Below are 16,685 nucleotides of genomic sequence, written 5' to 3'. Positions count from 1 at the left end.
TAAAAAGGTTAATTTGATTGATAAATCACATTAACCGTGGAAAATCAAAACAAGAGCTTCAATCGAAGAAATTTCATTAAAACATCTTCTCTATTTGCAATTGGCGGAATTGCAGCTACTAATATTCTTGCTTCTTCAAGTAATACAAAGGTAATATTCTCAAATTCAACTTTCCAAGACAATATTATTGGTCCAAAAGAAGGCTATTCACCACAGATTGGAACTCTGGTTTCTATGATGACGTGGATGAGAAATACAGTATTGGAAACAGTAAAGGGTTTAACAGTTGAAGATTTGGATTATTTACATGATGAGAACTCCAATAGTATTGGAGCAATGCTTATGCATTTGGCTGCTGTTGACAGGTTTTATCAAATTTTTACTTTGGAAAACATCAGTTATGACCAAATTCTGGACAAGGAAAAGGAGGAATTGAATCTTCCAGGTTTTCTTGGCCAAAATGCCCGAGAAAAAATTAAAGGTAACGATTTGGAATATTATATTGACCATATGACTAAAGTTAGAGAGAATACCTTTAAAGAATTTGCAAAAAGAGATGATGAATGGCTGATGCAAATAGATGAAAATTGGCAGTGGGGACCAACAAACAATTACTGTAAATGGTTTCATATCTGTGAGCATGAATCAAATCATAATGGACAGATAAAGTGGATAAAAAGTAGATTGCCATCTTCAAAAAATTAATTATAAAATACTGATTTATCAATTAAAATCACTTTTCATTAATAATTCTATTTTATTAAACCATTTCCTTTTCTTATTTTGCAATTACCATTTAGATACTTAGTATGCAAAACGTCACTAGATTATTTGATTTTCCTTATTATCAATTGCAAAACTTTCCATTGGAAAAAAGTCTTGTGACTAAATATAATGGTAAGTGGGTCGCAACCTCTACACAAGAGTATATAGATAAGGCAAATGCCATTAGTCGTGGATTGTTAAGGCTGGGCGTTAAACCCAATGATAAAATTGCTCTTATCTCCATGACCAACCGCACAGAGTGGAACATCATGGATATTGGAGTGTTACAAATTGGGGCACAGACAGTTCCAATTTATCCCACTATTTCTGAAGATGATTATGAATACATTATCAATCACTCAGAGGCAAAATACATTTTTGTTTCTTGTAGTGAAGTGCTTCATAAGATTTTAAAAATCAGCCAAAAACTAAAAACTGTAAAAGATGTTTACTCTTTTGATGCTTTAGACAATTGCAATAACTGGGAAGAAGTATTAAAACTTGGGGAAGACAGTTCTAATCAGGATAAGGTTGAAGAAAGAAAAAATGCTGTGCAGCCAAAAGATCTTGCTACCATAATTTATACTTCTGGTACAACTGGAAAACCAAAAGGCGTTATGCTTTCCCATAACAACATTACATCAAACGTGCTTTCTGCAAAAACAAGATTGCCACTAAAACAGGGAGACAAAGTCTTGAGCTTTTTACCCATCTGTCATATTTTTGAACGTACATTTTCCTATGCCTATCAATTCCTTTGCTATGAAATTTATTTTGCTGAAGGTTTGGACAAGATAAGTGATAATATGAAAGAAGTGAAACCCGTTGCCATGACGGTGGTCCCCAGATTAATAGAAAAGGTTTACGATGCTATTATAGCCAAGGGAACAGCGTTAACTGGAATTAAAAAGAAATTGTTTTTTTGGGCTGTAGAATTAGGTTTCAAATTTGAACCTTATGGTAAAAATGGTTGGTGGTATGAAAAGAAGTTGGGACTGGCCCGAAAATTGATTTTCAGTAAATGGAAAGAAGCAATGGGTGGTAACTTACAAATGATGGCTTCTGGTAGTGCGGCTCTACAACCAAGGCTTGGGCATATTTTTGGGGCAGCTGGAATGCCAATTATGGAATGCTATGGTCTTACAGAGACTTCTCCTGGTATTTCTGTAAGTGAAATGAAAAATCATGGATGGAAAATTGGCAAAGTAGGTAAGATAATGGATGGTGTAGAAGTAAAAATTGCAGAAGATGGTGAAATTTTGTGCAAGGGGCCAAATGTTATGATGGGCTATTATAAAGACCCAGAAAAAACCGCTGAAGTAATGTCTGGAGATTATTTCCATACTGGAGATATTGGAGAAATTGATGAAGATGGTTTTTTAATGATTACCGACCGTAAGAAAGAAATGTTTAAAACCTCTGGAGGTAAATATGTGGCTCCTCAATTATTGGAAAACTCAATGAAAGAATCTCGTTTTATTGAACAAGTGATGGTTGTTGGTGAAGGAGAAAAAATGCCAGCTGCACTTATTCAACCAAATTTTGCTTTTTTAGAAGAATGGGCAAAAAGACACGGTTATACAGAAGTAGATAAAAATAATCTTTTGAGTAATACAGCAGTTCTGGAACGCTACCAACAAGAAGTGGATACTTGTAATGAAAATTTTGCCAAATGGGAAAAAGTAAAACAGTTTAGGCTAACTCCAGATACTTGGACTGTTGAAGGTGGACACCTTACCCCTACTATGAAGCTTAAGCGTAAAATAATCAAGGAAAAATATTTAGATTTATATAATGATATTTACGAGCGTTAAAACTTTTCTAAATCGTCAATATTAAATTGGTATAAATAATGGCCTTAGAAAAACACACAACCCTACAGCTAAAAAAGTACAATAAAATTTTATTAGGAATTGGTATTGCTGCATTAATTATAATGTGTTTTGTATTAGGTATTGCTATATATCAACTGGAACAGGGGCAAAAATCAATATTAATTTACCTAGTTCCAACGGTTATGGGACCACTTGCTATGATTCCAATTTTTGCTTCAGTTTTTGTAAGTTCTGAGATTAAAAAACGAGGCGGTTAAAAAAGGAAAGTATTTATATTCTTCCATTCTACTTTTTTTACCTAATATTCTTATCGAATATTTTAAATTTATTATGCATGCATAATAAATTTTTTATATATTTGAAAGATTGAAAAATGACTTTATGAAAGAAATGACGATAGATTATGCTTTAAGAGCTACTTGGCAAGCGGTCTCTAAAATGTATAATGAAGAAGCCAAAAATTTTGATTCTACCATGGCAGTTGGTTTTACTCTTCTTAGTATAAGTCGTTCAATGGGTACTCCCTCTACGGCATTGGGGCCTAAAATGGGAATGGAGGCAACAAGTTTGTCAAGGATTTTAAAAAGAATGGAGGATAAAGGTTTTATTTACAGAAAACCGAATCCTGAGGACGGTCGAGGAGTTCTAATACATCTAACCCCATTGGGTTTACAAAAAAGGGAAGATTCTAAAAATGCTGTATTACGATTTAATGATGCTATAAAAGAGCATGTGTCAGATGAAAAATTAAATAGTTTTTTTGAAGTAATAGAAACCATAAACAAAGTCATTGCAGAGAAAGAAATATTTATAAAACAGAATACAACTAATTAATCAATTCAATAAAATTAATGAACAAGCATATTAAAAAGGTAGCCGTTATAGGTTCCGGAATTATGGGAAGTGGTATTGCTTGCCATTTTGCCAATATTGGTGTAGAAGTCTTGTTATTAGATATAGTACCAAGAGAATTAAATGACCGTGAAAAATCCAAAGGACTATCCTTAAATGACAAAGTAGTTCGTAACCGTTTGGTAAACGAGTCTCTTACCAAAGCACTAAAGTCTAAACCCTCCCCTATTTATCATCAAAAATTTGCCAGTAGAATTATTACTGGAAACCTAGAAGATGATATTGCTAAAGTGGCACATGTTGATTGGATTATTGAAGTTGTTGTGGAGCGATTGGATATTAAAAAAATCGTATTTGAAAATATTGAAAAGCATAGAAAGCCTGGTACACTTGTAACATCCAACACTTCTGGTATTCCAATCAAATTTATGAGTGAAGGAAGAAGTGATGATTTTCAAAAACACTTTTGTGGAACACACTTTTTTAACCCAGCTAGATATTTAAAGTTATTTGAAATTATTCCTGGCCCAAAAACCTCGCCTGAAGTATTGTCCTTTTTAAATAGTTATGGAGAACAATTTCTAGGAAAAACATCTGTTATCGCGAAAGATACTCCGGCATTCATAGGAAACAGAATTGGTATTTTCAGTATTCAAAGTCTTTTCCATGCAGTTAAAGAGATGGGAATGACGGTTGAAGAAGTAGATAAGTTAACAGGCCCAGTTATTGGAAGACCAAAATCTGCCACTTTCCGTACCGTTGATGTTGTTGGTTTAGATACCTTGGTTCATGTTGCAAATGGAATTCATGAAAATTGTAAGGATGATGAACGCTTAGGTCTTTTTGAACTACCAGATTTTATCAAAACCATGTCAGAAAACAAGTGGCTAGGCAGTAAGTCTGGGCAAGGTTTTTATAAAAAAGTAAAAGGTAAAGATGGTAAAAGCGAAATTTTGACCTTGGATTTAGATTCAATGGATTATCGCTCTAAAAAAAGCGCAAAATTTGCCACTTTGGAACTCACCAAGACCATTGATAAAGTTGTAGACCGCTTTCCTGTTTTAGTGAATGGAAAAGACAAAGCTGGAGAATTCTTTAGAAAAAGTTTTGGGCAATTATTTGCCTATGTATCACATCGTATTCCAGAAATTACCGATGAGCTATATAAAATTGATGATGCCATGAAAGCTGGTTTTGGCTGGGAACATGGTCCATTTCAAATATGGGATGCAATTGGCAAAGAAAAAGGATTGGAACTAATAAAAGCAGAAGGGTTAACCGCAGCTGATTGGGTTTCCGATATGAAAGAAACTTCGTTCTACTCAGTAAAAGATGGAGCAACATATTTCTATGATATTCCTAAAAAAGGAATGGAAAAAATTCCAGGGCAAGATGCCTTTATCATCTTAGACAATATTAGAAAGGCCAATGAAGTATTTAAGAATAGTGGAGTTGTAGTAGAGGATTTGGGAGACGGTATTTTAAATGTGGAATTTCAATCAAAAATGAATACCATTGGTGGTGATGTCCTAGCTGGATTAAATAAAGCCTTGGATTTGGCCGAAAAGGATTACCAAGGTCTTGTTGTTGGTAACCAAGCGGCCAACTTCTCCGTTGGAGCTAATATTGGTATGATATTTATGATGGCGGTTGAACAGGAATATGATGAACTCAATATGGCCATAAAAATGTTCCAAGACACTATGATGCGCATGCGTTATTCATCTATTCCTACTATTTCTGCTCCACATGGAATGTGCCTGGGTGGTGGGTGTGAACTTTCACTACATGCTGACAAGGTCATAGCAGCAGCTGAAACTTATATTGGTTTGGTTGAGTTTGGAGTTGGTGTTATTCCTGGCGGTGGTGGGTCTAAGGAGTTTGCATTACGAGCTTCGGATTCCTTTAAAAAAGGAGACATAGAGCTTAATGTCCTGCAAGAATATTTTTTGGCCATTGGTATGGCAAAAGTATCAACATCTGCTTATGAAGCTTTTGATATGGGAGTGCTTCAAAAAGGAAAGGATATCGTAGTGGTCAATAAGGACCGGCAAGTAGCAACCGCTAAAGCTCATGCAAAATTAATGGCAGAGGCAGGTTACACCCAACCTGTAAAACGAAAAGATGTAAAAGTTCTTGGAAAGCAAGCATTGGGAATGTTCCTTGTTGGTACAGATGCCATGGAAGCAAGCCACTATATTAGTGAGCATGACCATAAAATCGCCAATAAGTTAGCCTACGTAATGGCAGGTGGAGATTTATCCGAGCCAACCTTAGTATCTGAGCAATATTTGTTGGATTTAGAACGAGAAGCTTTCTTATCCCTCTGTACAGAAAGAAAAACATTAGAGCGAATTCAACACATGCTTAAAACAGGAAAACCTTTAAGAAATTAGTTATAAAAATGAAAACAGCATATATAGTAAAGGCATATAGAACAGCAGTTGGCAAGGCACCAAAAGGGGTATTTCGCTTTAAAAGAACAGATGAACTGGCAGCGGAAACCATTGAATACATGATGAAAGAATTGTCACAGCTTGATAAAAAACGAATAGATGATGTTATTGTGGGCAATGCCATGCCAGAAGGTTCTCAAGGATTAAACATGGCACGTTTAATCTCCTTAATGGGATTGGATATTGTTGATGTACCTGGAGTAACAGTGAACCGTTTTTGCTCTTCCGGAATTGAAACAATTGGTATTGCAACAGCAAAAATTCAGTCTGGAATGGCAGATTGTATTATTGCCGGTGGAGCTGAAAGTATGAGTTCGGTACCTATGACTGGTTATAAAACGGAACTAAATTATGATTTGGCTAAAGCTGGTCATGAAGATTACTATTGGGGCATGGGAAACACGGCCGAAGCCGTAGCTAATCAATTTAAAGTATCCAGAGAAGACCAAGACGAGTTTGCCTTTAATTCTCATATGAAAGCTTTAAAAGCACAAGCAGAAGACCGCTTTCAAGACCAAATTGTTCCTATTGAGGTGGAGCAAACTTACATTGATGAAAATGGTAAGAAAGCAACAAAAAAATATACTGTTACCAAAGATGAGGGCCCTAGAAAAGGTACTTCAATAGAGGTATTGAATAAGCTTCGTCCTGTATTTGCAGCAGGTGGCAGTGTCACTGCTGGGAATTCTTCCCAAATGAGCGATGGGGCCGCTTTTGTAATGGTCATGAGCGAAGACATGGTAAAAGAATTAAATATTGAACCTATTGCACGTTTGGTAAATTATGCAGCCGCTGGTGTAGAACCAAGAATAATGGGAATTGGTCCAGTAAAGGCAATTCCTAAAGTATTAAAACAGGCTGGATTAAAACAGGATGATGTGGAGTTAATTGAATTGAATGAGGCATTTGCTTCCCAATCATTAGCGGTAATAAGAGAGTTAGATTTAAATCAAAACATTGTTAATGTAAATGGTGGTGCTATTGCTTTAGGTCATCCATTGGGATGTACAGGAGCAAAATTATCAGTTCAATTATTTGATGAAATGAGAAAAAGAAACATGCAAGGTAAATACGGTATGGTAACAATGTGCGTTGGCACTGGTCAAGGTGCAGCAGGTATTTATGAATTTTTGAAATAACTAAGTAATTAAAATTATGAGTACAGATATAGCAAACAAAGAAATCTTACGAGGTGGGCAATTTTTGGTCAAAGAAACAAACTGTGACGATGTTTTTACTCTTGAAGATTTAACTGAAGAGCATAAAATGATGCGTGAATCAACCAAAGAATTTGTTGATCGCGAACTATGGGCTCATTGGGAAAAATTTGAACATAAAGATTATGCCTACACTGAGGAATGTATGCGTAAAGCTGGTGAACTTGGATTATTAAGCATTGCTGTACCACAAGAATATGGTGGTATGGGAATGGGCTTTGTTTCTACTATGCTTGTTTGTGATTATATTTCTGGTGCCACAGGTTCATTTAGCACTGCATTCGGGGCGCATACAGGAATTGGTACCATGCCAATAACATTGTATGGAACAGAAGAGCAAAAACAAAAATATGTTCCAAAATTAGCTTCAGGCGAATGGTTTGGTGCGTATTGTTTAACCGAGCCTGGAGCTGGGTCTGATGCCAATTCAGGAAAAACAAAAGCTGTATTATCAGAAGATGGAAAGCATTACAAAATAACTGGGCAAAAAATGTGGATTTCCAATGCTGGTTTCTGTAGCATATTTATAGTTTTTGCCCGTATTGGGGATGACAAGAATATTACTGGTTTTATTGTTGAGAATAACCCAGAAAATGGAATTACTTTAGGTGATGAAGAAAAGAAATTAGGAATTCACTCCTCCTCTACCCGACAAGTATTTTTTAATGAAACAAAGGTTCCAGTGGAAAATATGCTTTCGGAGCGAGGAAATGGTTTTAAAATAGCCATGAATGCTCTTAATATTGGTAGAATTAAATTGGCAGCAGCATGCTTAGAGGCCCAACGAAGAATCATTGGCGAGGCTGTAAATTATGCCAACGAAAGAATTCAGTTTAAAACTCCAATCATAACTTTTGGAGCTATTAAATCTAAAATTGCTGAAATGGCAACTGCTTGTTATGCTAGTGAATCTGGTTGTTATAGAGCTGCAAAAAATATTGAAGATAGAATTGCTCTAAGAGAAGCTTCTGGCAATTCACATCAAGAAGCTGAATTAAAAGGTGTTGAAGAATATGCCATAGAATGTTCTATTCTTAAAGTTGCCGTTTCGGAACTTGTACAATTTGTTACTGATGAAGGTATTCAAATCTTTGGAGGAATGGGCTTTAGTGCAGATGCTCCCATGGAAAAGGCATGGAGAGATGCTCGTATTGCTAGAATTTATGAAGGGACAAATGAGATAAATAGAATGCTTTCTGTAGGAATGTTGGTAAAAAAAGCAATGAAGGGGCACGTTGATTTATTAGGTCCTGCCACTGCTGTTGGTGAAGAGTTGATGGGTATTCCATCTTTCGACACTCCAGATTATTCAGAGCTATTTGCTGAAGAGAAAGACCTTGTAACCAGATTAAAGAAAGTATTCTTAATGGTAGCCGGTAGTGCAGTACAAAAATTTGGGCCCGATTTAGAGTCTCATCAACAATTATTAATGGCTGCTTCTGACATTCTAATACAAGTATATATGGCAGAGTCTACCATTTTAAGAACAGAAAAAAATGCAAAACGTTTTGGGGAAGAAGCACAAGCTACCCAAATCGCAATGTCCAGATTGTACTTATACAATGCTGTAGATATTGTTATCAAAAAAGGAAAAGAAGCTATTGTTTCTTTTGCTGAAGGAGATGAACAGCGAATGATGCTTATGGGCCTTAAACGTTTTACAAAATATACAAATCAACCTAATGTAGTAGCCTTACGCACACAAATTGCGGACAAGGTGGCTGCAGATAATGGTTATACCTTTGACTAATTCAAGTAAGTGCTTTAAAGAAGAAGCAGAATTTAAAAACGCTCCCTTTTGGGAGCGTTTTTTTTATGTCTTATTCTCTCATGGATTCCAAAATCTTCTCTTCTCCTTCTTTTTTGGAAAAATTTACGGCACATTCTATCAATGCCAAATGTGAATATGCCTGTGGGAAGTTCCCCAACAATCTTTTGGTCTTAAAATCTATGTCTTCACTGAACAATCCCAAGTGATTACTATAACTAAGTAATTTATCAAACTGCGCTATGGCTTTTTCTTCCTCTCCAATTTTAAAAAGGCTATTTATAAACCAAAATGTACAAATGGTAAAAGAGGATGAAGGCAATCCAAAATCATCCTCATTTTTATATCTGTATAACAATCCGTCATTGCTTAATTCTGCTTCTATGGCCTTTACAGTTCCAATATATTTGGGGTCTCTAGCATCAATAAACCCATAAGGTTCCATCAAAAGTACCGATGCATCCAAATGAGAAGATCCATACGATTGTACAAATGCATTCTTCTTTTCATTCCACGCATTTTGATGAATATCTTCCCTTATTTCCTTTTCCAGTATGGACCACTGTTCAATTTTTCTAGATTTTCCTAGAATTTTAGCCACTTTTAAAGCTCTATCTATTGCAACCCAACACAACACTTTTGAGAAGGTAAAATGCCTGTCTTCTGCTCTAAACTCCCAAATACCCTTATCCGCTTCTTTCCAGTGATTACCAACAATCCAAACAATTCCTTTAGTAATTCCCCATAGTTCTTCACCATTTTCTATATCTGTAGTGAACATTGCTAATTGTTGATAAATAACATCCATTAGAATGCCATATATATCATTTTGCTTTTGTTTATATGCCGCATTCCCAACACGTACAGGTTTAGATCCTTTATATCCACTCAGGTGTTCTAGTGATACCTCAGTTAGCTTTTTCTCTTTATTAATACCGTACATTATCTGAAGTTTTTCATCCTTATCAGGAATCAAATCAATAATGAACTGTAAATATCTTCTAGCAATATTTTTATGTCCAAGTTCAGATATAACCTTTATAACCATAGAGGAGTCACGTATCCAACAAAAACGATAGTCCCAATTCCGAACTTCACCAATTGTTTCTGGTAATGATGTTGTAGCGGCGGCCAGCACAGCGCCGGTTTTATCATAACTCAATAATTTTAGAGTAATGGCGCTACGTGTAATCTCAGTATTATATTTTTTATAATTGGGTGTTCTATTGGTCCAATTTAACCAATACACCTTTGTACGCTCTAATTCCAAGTACAATTTACGAGTGGATGGTAATAAAATCTTTTCATTGTACCCAAAAAGGAAATAACCATCTTCAACAACCTCTATTTCTCTACCTTCTACTACTGCATTTTTATTAAAAGAGGTATAAAGAAAAACAGTGTCGAATTTTTCGCCTTGTGCTAAGCTAACTACAAAATTATGCTTTACATAAGTCTTTGTTTCGCCAGCTGCATATTCTAGCCTTGGGTCATACTTAATAGTAAATTTGGGCTTTCCAGAAATATGCCTAATATATCTTACCACCTCTGGAGGTGCCTGATAGCCACCATCTTCTTTATAATATCTTGGCATAAAATCATGCACCTCAAAAGTATTTTCACCATCAGAAAAGGTGGTAATCAATATTGCCGTATTCTTTTTATATCGCTGCTCTATGGTATAGGTTTCATCAACATTTATTTCAAAACTCCCGCCAATTTCCTCATCAAGAATTTTAGCAAATACAGAAGATGAATCAAACTCTGGTAAACAACACCAATCCAAAGACCCTGTTTTTGAAATCAACGCTGCACTCCTACAATTTCCAATAATTCCGTAATCCAAATTATCCATACACTCAATATTCTTAATTCTTTTTCTATTAATTTTTTATGCCATCAATTTTGCCGAAATTTAGAGAAATAATTTTCAAGAAAGGGCAAAAAATTTCCAATTTATGGGCAAAACTATCATAATCTCAAACAGATTACCAGTTCAGTTACAAATTCATAACGGTTCAATTACCGCTACACCAAGTGTTGGCGGTCTGGCAACAGGTATGAAATCCGTGCATCAAGGAAGTGAAAGTCTTTGGATGGGTTGGTCCGGATTAACGGATGAGGACACCCCACAAATACTTGAACCAGCAATAGATCAAGCATTAAAAGACCATGGTTGTGCCAAAGTAAAACTAACACAAGATGATATTGATGGTTATTACTTTGGATTTAGCAATAGAACCATATGGCCTTTGTTCCATTATTTTCTTGAATATTCCGAGTTTGAACTAGGGTTTTGGGAATCTTATAAAAAAGTGAATCAAAAATTTGCAGATGCCATCCTAGAGCAAACAGATGAAGATGATATTATTTGGATTCATGACTATCAATTAATGTTGTTGCCCCAGCTAATAAAGGAGAAAAGGCCAAAAGCCTCCATAGGTTTCTTTCTACATATTCCATTTCCTTCTTATGAAATTTTTAGAACATTACCTTGGCGTGAAGAACTACTCCAAGGGTTATTGGGGGCAGATCTAATTGGTTTTCACACCTACGATTACGAAAGACACTTCTTAAGTTCTGTAAGAAGATTGCTTGGTTTAGAGGTAAGTTTTAATGATATTTATTTAGAGAACAGAACAATAAAAGTTGATTCTTTCCCAATGGGAATAGATTATAAAAAATTCAATGAATCTGCCAAAGTACATGATACCAACAAGAAGGATAATCGTTCGGATTTTCAAAAAAGATTGGATCAACATAAAGAGTCTTCTCCAGATACGAAGCTCATTTTATCCATAGATAGATTGGATTATAGTAAAGGAATTGCTAAAAGAATCAATGCTTTTGAATATTTTTTAAATAAATATCCTGAATATAAAGAAAAGGTGCGCTTAATTATTTTAGCAGTGCCATCTCGTTCTAATGTTCCTCAATATCAATTACTTAAAAAAGAAGTAGATGAATTAGTTGGTAGAATAAATGGAGAATTGTCAACCGTAAACTGGACACCAATTTGGTATTTTTATAGGTCGCTCCCATTTGAAAACCTGATAGATCTTTATACCTCTAGCGATATTGCATGGTTAACTCCTCTTAGGGATGGAATGAATTTGGTTGCCAAAGAATATATAGCGACCAGAACAGATAAAACTGGTGTGCTTATTCTGAGCGAAATGGCCGGGTCTGCCTATGAAATGAATGAGGCTTTATTGATAAATCCCAACAATTTTGAAGAGCAAGCCGATACATTAAAAATGGCTATTACCATGCCTGTTGAAGAGCAAATTAGAAGAAATGCATTACTACAGAACAGATTAAGCCGATACAATGTAGAGACTTGGGCCAACAGTTTTATGGAAACGTTGGTTAACCAAAAAGATGAAAACAAAGAATTTGTTTCCAGAAAAATGACGGACTCCATTTTGTCCATGGTAACTACAGAATACAAGAAAGGAAAAAAGAGATTATTGTTTCTAGATTACGATGGAACCTTGGCTGGTTTTCACAAAGATCCACAAAAAGCTTCCCCAGATGAAGAACTTTATAAACTTTTGGATGCATTGCACAACCAAGAAGGCACTACCCTGTTCCTAATTAGTGGCCGTGACAAACAAACCTTTACCAAATGGTTTCTTCCAAAAAAGTATAATATGATTGTGGAGCACGGTGTTTGGATTTCTAGAAAAGGGGAAGAATTTAAGCTTTTGGAAAAAGTGAATGGAGATTGGATGGAAAAAATCCAACCAGTTCTGGAGTCCTTTGTGGACCGTACTCCAGGCACATTCATTGAGGAAAAAAACTACTCATTGGCATGGCATTATAGAAACACAGACCCAGATTTTGGAGCAAAAAGAGCCAATGAACTTCATGAAGTTTTAAGAGGCTTAATTGGGAATGATGACATTAGCGTGTTAAATGGCAACAAAGTAATGGAAGTTAAAAGCAGTAATGTGAACAAAGGAAGAGCCTCTGCTCGCATGTTGGGAGAGGATAATTATGATTTTGTCTTTGCTATTGGGGATGATTGGACAGATGAATATATGTTTCAAGAACTTCCAGAAAGTACAGTAACCGTAAAAGTAGGTTTGCAAAAAACTCAGGCTAGATACTATGTAGAAAGCACTAAAAGAGTAAGAGAACTTTTGAAGCAGTTTATATATTAATTTAGACACATGAAATTTCTTCATAACATAAGTAGAATAGAAGCATTTAGTGATGCTGTGTTTGCCTTTGCAGCGACACTAATGGTGGTTTCTTTGGAGATTGTTGATGAATTTTCCGTGTTAAATATCAGTTTTACTGGCTTTATAGGTTTTGCCATTAGTTTTTTTGTTTTGATTATGCTTTGGAAAATGCACTACAATTTTTTTCGTAGAACAAATTATATAGACAACTGGATTATTGCATTCAACTCTGTTTTATTGTTCGTTGTTTTATACTATGTTTTTCCTTTAAAATCAATGATTGGTTCTTTAACCAATCTGTTTTTAAGAAATGGAGGAGGTATGACGAAAGCGGAACTTGGTCAATTATTTACACTCTATGGAATAGGCTTTTTTTTAATATTTCTGTGCATTTCTCTAATGTATTATAGAGCTTACAAAAAAACCAAAGAAATAGATAATGCCATAACCTTACTGTTCTATACTAGACATTTTGCCATTTTTGCCGGTGTAGCGGTCATTTCCATATTACTTTCAATTTCAGAGATTGGATTAATCATAGGCGCCCCAGGTTTTACATATTCTTTAATTGGTCTTTTCTGTTATTTCCATGCAAAACAATTCAATAAAAAATACAACACTATTTAAAAATGAAAAAACTACTTCTCTTTGTTACCCTTTTATCTGTTTCAATCTTATTTGCTCAAACAGACCAACGCGTTTATGATATTATTAAAGCAGTCTCCGCTGAAAATATCAAGGCGGATATTACTACCCTCGCAAATTTTGGTACTCGCCATACGCTAAGTGATACCCTTTCTGAAACCCGGGGCATAGGAGCGGCAAGGCGATGGATTAAGAGTGAGTTTGAGGCAATATCCTCTAATTGTTCCAATTGTTTAGATGTTTTCTATCAGAAAGATTTGGTTAAAAAAGGCGATAATGCCCGTATAGTGCATGATGTTTGGGTGGTAAATGTTGTAGCTGTACAACGCGGTACCAAATACCCTAACCGATTCATAATTATGAGTGGAGATATAGACTCTCGCGTGAGCGACCCCACAAACTACACTTCAGATTCCCCAGGTGCTAACGATAATGCCAGTGGTATGGCCGGCACCATAGAGGCAGCACGTGTATTGTCTAAATATAAATTTGAAAATAGTATTATCTACACAGGCATTTCTGGTGAAGAACAAGGATTGTATGGTGGTAAAGGCCTGGCCGCTCATGCCAAAGAAATGGGATGGGAGATCATTGGGATTTTGAACAATGATATGATAGGTAATATTAAAGGTGTAGATGGTGTAGTAAGTAATGTGGATTTTAGGATATTTTCCGAGCCTGTACCACCCACAGAAACTGAACAAGAAAGGCGAGCTAGACGCTTTTATGGTGGAGAAGTAGATGGTATTTCTCGCCAGTTGGCACGTTTTGTCCATAAAACCACTAAAACCTATATGCCAGAAATGAACCCTATGCTAATCTATAGGTTAGATCGCTTTGGACGTGGTGGACACCACAGGCCTTTTAATGATGCAGGTTATGCTGGGATACGGATAATGGAAGCACATGAGAATTACACGCAGCAACATCAAGATATTCGTGTTGAAAATGGAATTGAATATGGCGATGTACTAAGACACGTTAATTTTGATTATGCCAAAAAATTGACTGCTGTAAATGCCATAAACTTGGCATCTATTGCCTGGGCGCCACCTGCGCCCAAAGAAGTAAAAATTGGTGGTATAGTTGAGCCTTCTGCAAAATTTGAATGGAGTAAGGTAGATGGGGCTGTTGGATATAAAATCTATTGGCGAGACACGACCTCCCCAACATGGGATTATAGCAGATATGTTGGGGATGTAACGCAATATACCCTAGATGGCATAGTGATTGATAATTTCTTCTTCGGAATTGCCGCTGTTGGCGAAAATGGGCATGAAAGTCTAGTGGTATTTCCAAATAAAATATTGAGATAATGATAAAAAAAATATTTTCAATTTTCCTTTTAGGTGCAACCTTGACTCTTTCTGCACAAGTACAACAATTTACGGAACAAGATACCTTAAGAGGTAGTATTACACCAGAACGTTCTTGGTGGGACCTTACCTATTATCATCTGGATATTGAGGTAAAACCCGATGAAAAATATATTGCTGGCACCAACACCATTCGTTATACTGTGTTAGAAAAAAACCAGGTGCTTCAAGTAGATTTACAACCTCCAATGAAGATTGAAGAGGTTACCCAAAATGGAAAAGAGTTAAAAGTTGAATCCAATGGCAATGCACATTTCATCACCTTAAAAAAGAAGCAAAAGAAAGGTGCAATCAATGAACTAATTGTGCAATATTCTGGTTATCCCAAAGAAGCTGTAAGAGCTCCATGGGATGGTGGTTTTTCTTGGAAAAAGGATGAGAACGGCAAACATTTTATTGCAACCTCCTGCCAAGGATTGGGTGCCAGTGTTTGGTGGCCCAATAAGGACCATATGTACGATGAAGTAGATAGTATGGATATTAGTGTCACTGTACCCAAGGAATTAATGAATATTTCCAATGGCAGGCTTACCAAAGTAGAAGAACACCAAAATACCAAAACCTATCATTGGACCGTAGAAAGCCCTATAAACAATTATGGGGTGAATGTCAATATTGGGGACTATGTACATTTTGGAGAAAAATATGAAGGCGAAAAAGGCACATTGGATATGGATTACTATGTGTTAAGGGATAATCTAGAAAAAGCAAAAGAACAATTTAAACAAGCTCCCCTAATGATGGAAGCTTTTGAACATTGGTTTGGCCCCTACCCTTTTTATGAAGATAGTTTTAAACTGGTAGAAGTACCTTATCTGGGGATGGAGCACCAAAGTTCTATAACTTACGGCAATAAGTATGTCAATGGGTACTTGGGTCGTGACCTGTCTGGTACGGGTTGGGGTTTAAAGTTCGATTATATTATTATCCATGAATCTGGACACGAGTGGTTCGCCAACAATATTACCTATAAAGATGCGGCAGATATGTGGGTACACGAAGGATTTACCATGTACTCCGAAAGTCTTTATTTAGATTACCATTATGGCACAAAAGCAGCTTCTGAGTATGTACTTGGGGTAAGAAAAAGTATTAGGAACAATAGGCCTCTTATAGGTCCTTATAATGTTAACAAAGCTGGCTCTGGTGACATGTATAATAAGGGCGCCAACATATTACATACTATAAGACAGTTAATAGAGGGCGATGAATTATGGCGACAGGTATTAAGAGGGCTTAACAAAGAATTTTACCACCAAACAGTGACTACAGCACAGATAGAAAATTACATAAGTAAAAAAACAAAAAAAGACCTCTCTGCCTTTTTTAACCAATACCTAAGAACCACAAAAATTCCTGTATTGGAATATAAGCTGGAGGGTAATGCCATTACATATAGATATACCAATGTGGTAGCAGATTTTGATATGCCTATAAGAGTTTTTATGGGCAACACCGAACACTGGTTGTTCCCCAAGAAGAATGAGGCATGGAAAACCGAAACATTACAAGGGGATATATCTACGTTTAGTATTGATGAAAATTTTTATATAGATACAGAAAAGAAGTAACCCATATAAAAGA

Annotated in this window: 12 protein-coding genes; 11 read left to right on the top strand and 1 reads right to left on the bottom strand. The window is 35.9% G+C overall.

The features are described from left to right. Window positions 1-36 precede the first annotated feature (36 nt). The 7 genes from AC000W_RS08840 to AC000W_RS08810 all read left to right on the top strand — a co-directional run bounded on the left by AC000W_RS08840 (window position 37) and on the right by AC000W_RS08810 (window position 8,875). Window positions 37-705, top strand: a complete 669-nt coding sequence (locus AC000W_RS08840) for a DinB family protein (protein ID WP_474747666.1) — start codon at window positions 37-39, stop codon at window positions 703-705. 104 nt (window positions 706-809) lie between these two features. Continuing rightward, complete coding sequence (locus AC000W_RS08835; protein WP_474747665.1) at window positions 810-2,579, top strand: AMP-dependent synthetase/ligase; 1,770 nt, start codon at window positions 810-812, stop codon at window positions 2,577-2,579. Between the two features lie 38 nt (window positions 2,580-2,617). Next, a complete protein-coding gene (locus AC000W_RS08830) occupies window positions 2,618-2,857 on the top strand; it encodes a hypothetical protein (protein WP_474747664.1) in 240 nt (79 codons plus the stop codon). Window positions 2,858-2,981: 124 nt separating this feature from the next. Then, window positions 2,982-3,434 (top strand): MarR family winged helix-turn-helix transcriptional regulator, encoded by a 453-nt coding sequence (locus AC000W_RS08825; protein WP_474747662.1) that lies wholly within the window; start codon window positions 2,982-2,984, stop codon window positions 3,432-3,434. A 17-nt stretch (window positions 3,435-3,451) separates the two neighbouring features. Continuing rightward, a complete protein-coding gene (locus tag AC000W_RS08820; protein ID WP_474747661.1) occupies window positions 3,452-5,848 on the top strand; it encodes a 3-hydroxyacyl-CoA dehydrogenase/enoyl-CoA hydratase family protein in 2,397 nt (798 codons plus the stop codon). 8 nt (window positions 5,849-5,856) lie between these two features. Next, window positions 5,857-7,047 carry an acetyl-CoA C-acyltransferase gene (locus AC000W_RS08815; protein WP_474747660.1) on the top strand — a complete coding sequence of 397 codons (1,191 nt, stop codon included), beginning with the start codon at window positions 5,857-5,859 and terminating at the stop codon, window positions 7,045-7,047. 16 nt (window positions 7,048-7,063) lie between these two features. Then, window positions 7,064-8,875, top strand: coding sequence for an acyl-CoA dehydrogenase family protein (locus AC000W_RS08810; protein WP_474747658.1), 1,812 nt, complete (start codon window positions 7,064-7,066; stop codon window positions 8,873-8,875). A gap of 70 nt (window positions 8,876-8,945) precedes the next feature. Here AC000W_RS08810 and AC000W_RS08805 read toward each other — a convergent pair whose 3' ends face one another. Continuing rightward, on the bottom strand, window positions 8,946-10,748 hold the full coding sequence (locus AC000W_RS08805) for a glycoside hydrolase family 15 protein (protein ID WP_474747657.1): 1,803 nt from the start codon (window positions 10,746-10,748) through the stop codon (window positions 8,946-8,948). Window positions 10,749-10,851: 103 nt separating this feature from the next. Between AC000W_RS08805 and AC000W_RS08800 the strand changes: the two genes are divergently transcribed. Genes AC000W_RS08800 through AC000W_RS08785 form a run of 4 tightly spaced genes read left to right on the top strand, consistent with a single transcriptional unit; the run spans window position 10,852 to window position 16,672 of the window. Continuing rightward, window positions 10,852-13,059: a bifunctional alpha,alpha-trehalose-phosphate synthase (UDP-forming)/trehalose-phosphatase gene (locus AC000W_RS08800; RefSeq protein ID WP_474747656.1), complete on the top strand. Its 2,208-nt coding sequence runs from the start codon at window positions 10,852-10,854 to the stop codon at window positions 13,057-13,059. Window positions 13,060-13,068: 9 nt separating this feature from the next. After that, window positions 13,069-13,707, top strand: coding sequence for a TMEM175 family protein (locus AC000W_RS08795; RefSeq protein WP_474747654.1), 639 nt, complete (start codon window positions 13,069-13,071; stop codon window positions 13,705-13,707). A 2-nt stretch (window positions 13,708-13,709) separates the two neighbouring features. Further along, window positions 13,710-15,041, top strand: coding sequence for a M28 family metallopeptidase (locus AC000W_RS08790; protein WP_474747653.1), 1,332 nt, complete (start codon window positions 13,710-13,712; stop codon window positions 15,039-15,041). Further along, entirely contained in the window at window positions 15,041-16,672 is a 1,632-nt protein-coding gene (locus tag AC000W_RS08785; protein ID WP_474747651.1) for a M1 family metallopeptidase, read from the top strand. Before AC000W_RS08790 ends, AC000W_RS08785 begins: the two co-directional genes overlap by 1 nt. Window positions 16,673-16,685: the final 13 nt, after the last annotated feature.

The organism is Saonia sp., assembly GCF_056326165.1.
Note: the sequence above shows the minus strand (reverse complement) of the source record. Positions and strands in the feature narration are given on the sequence as shown.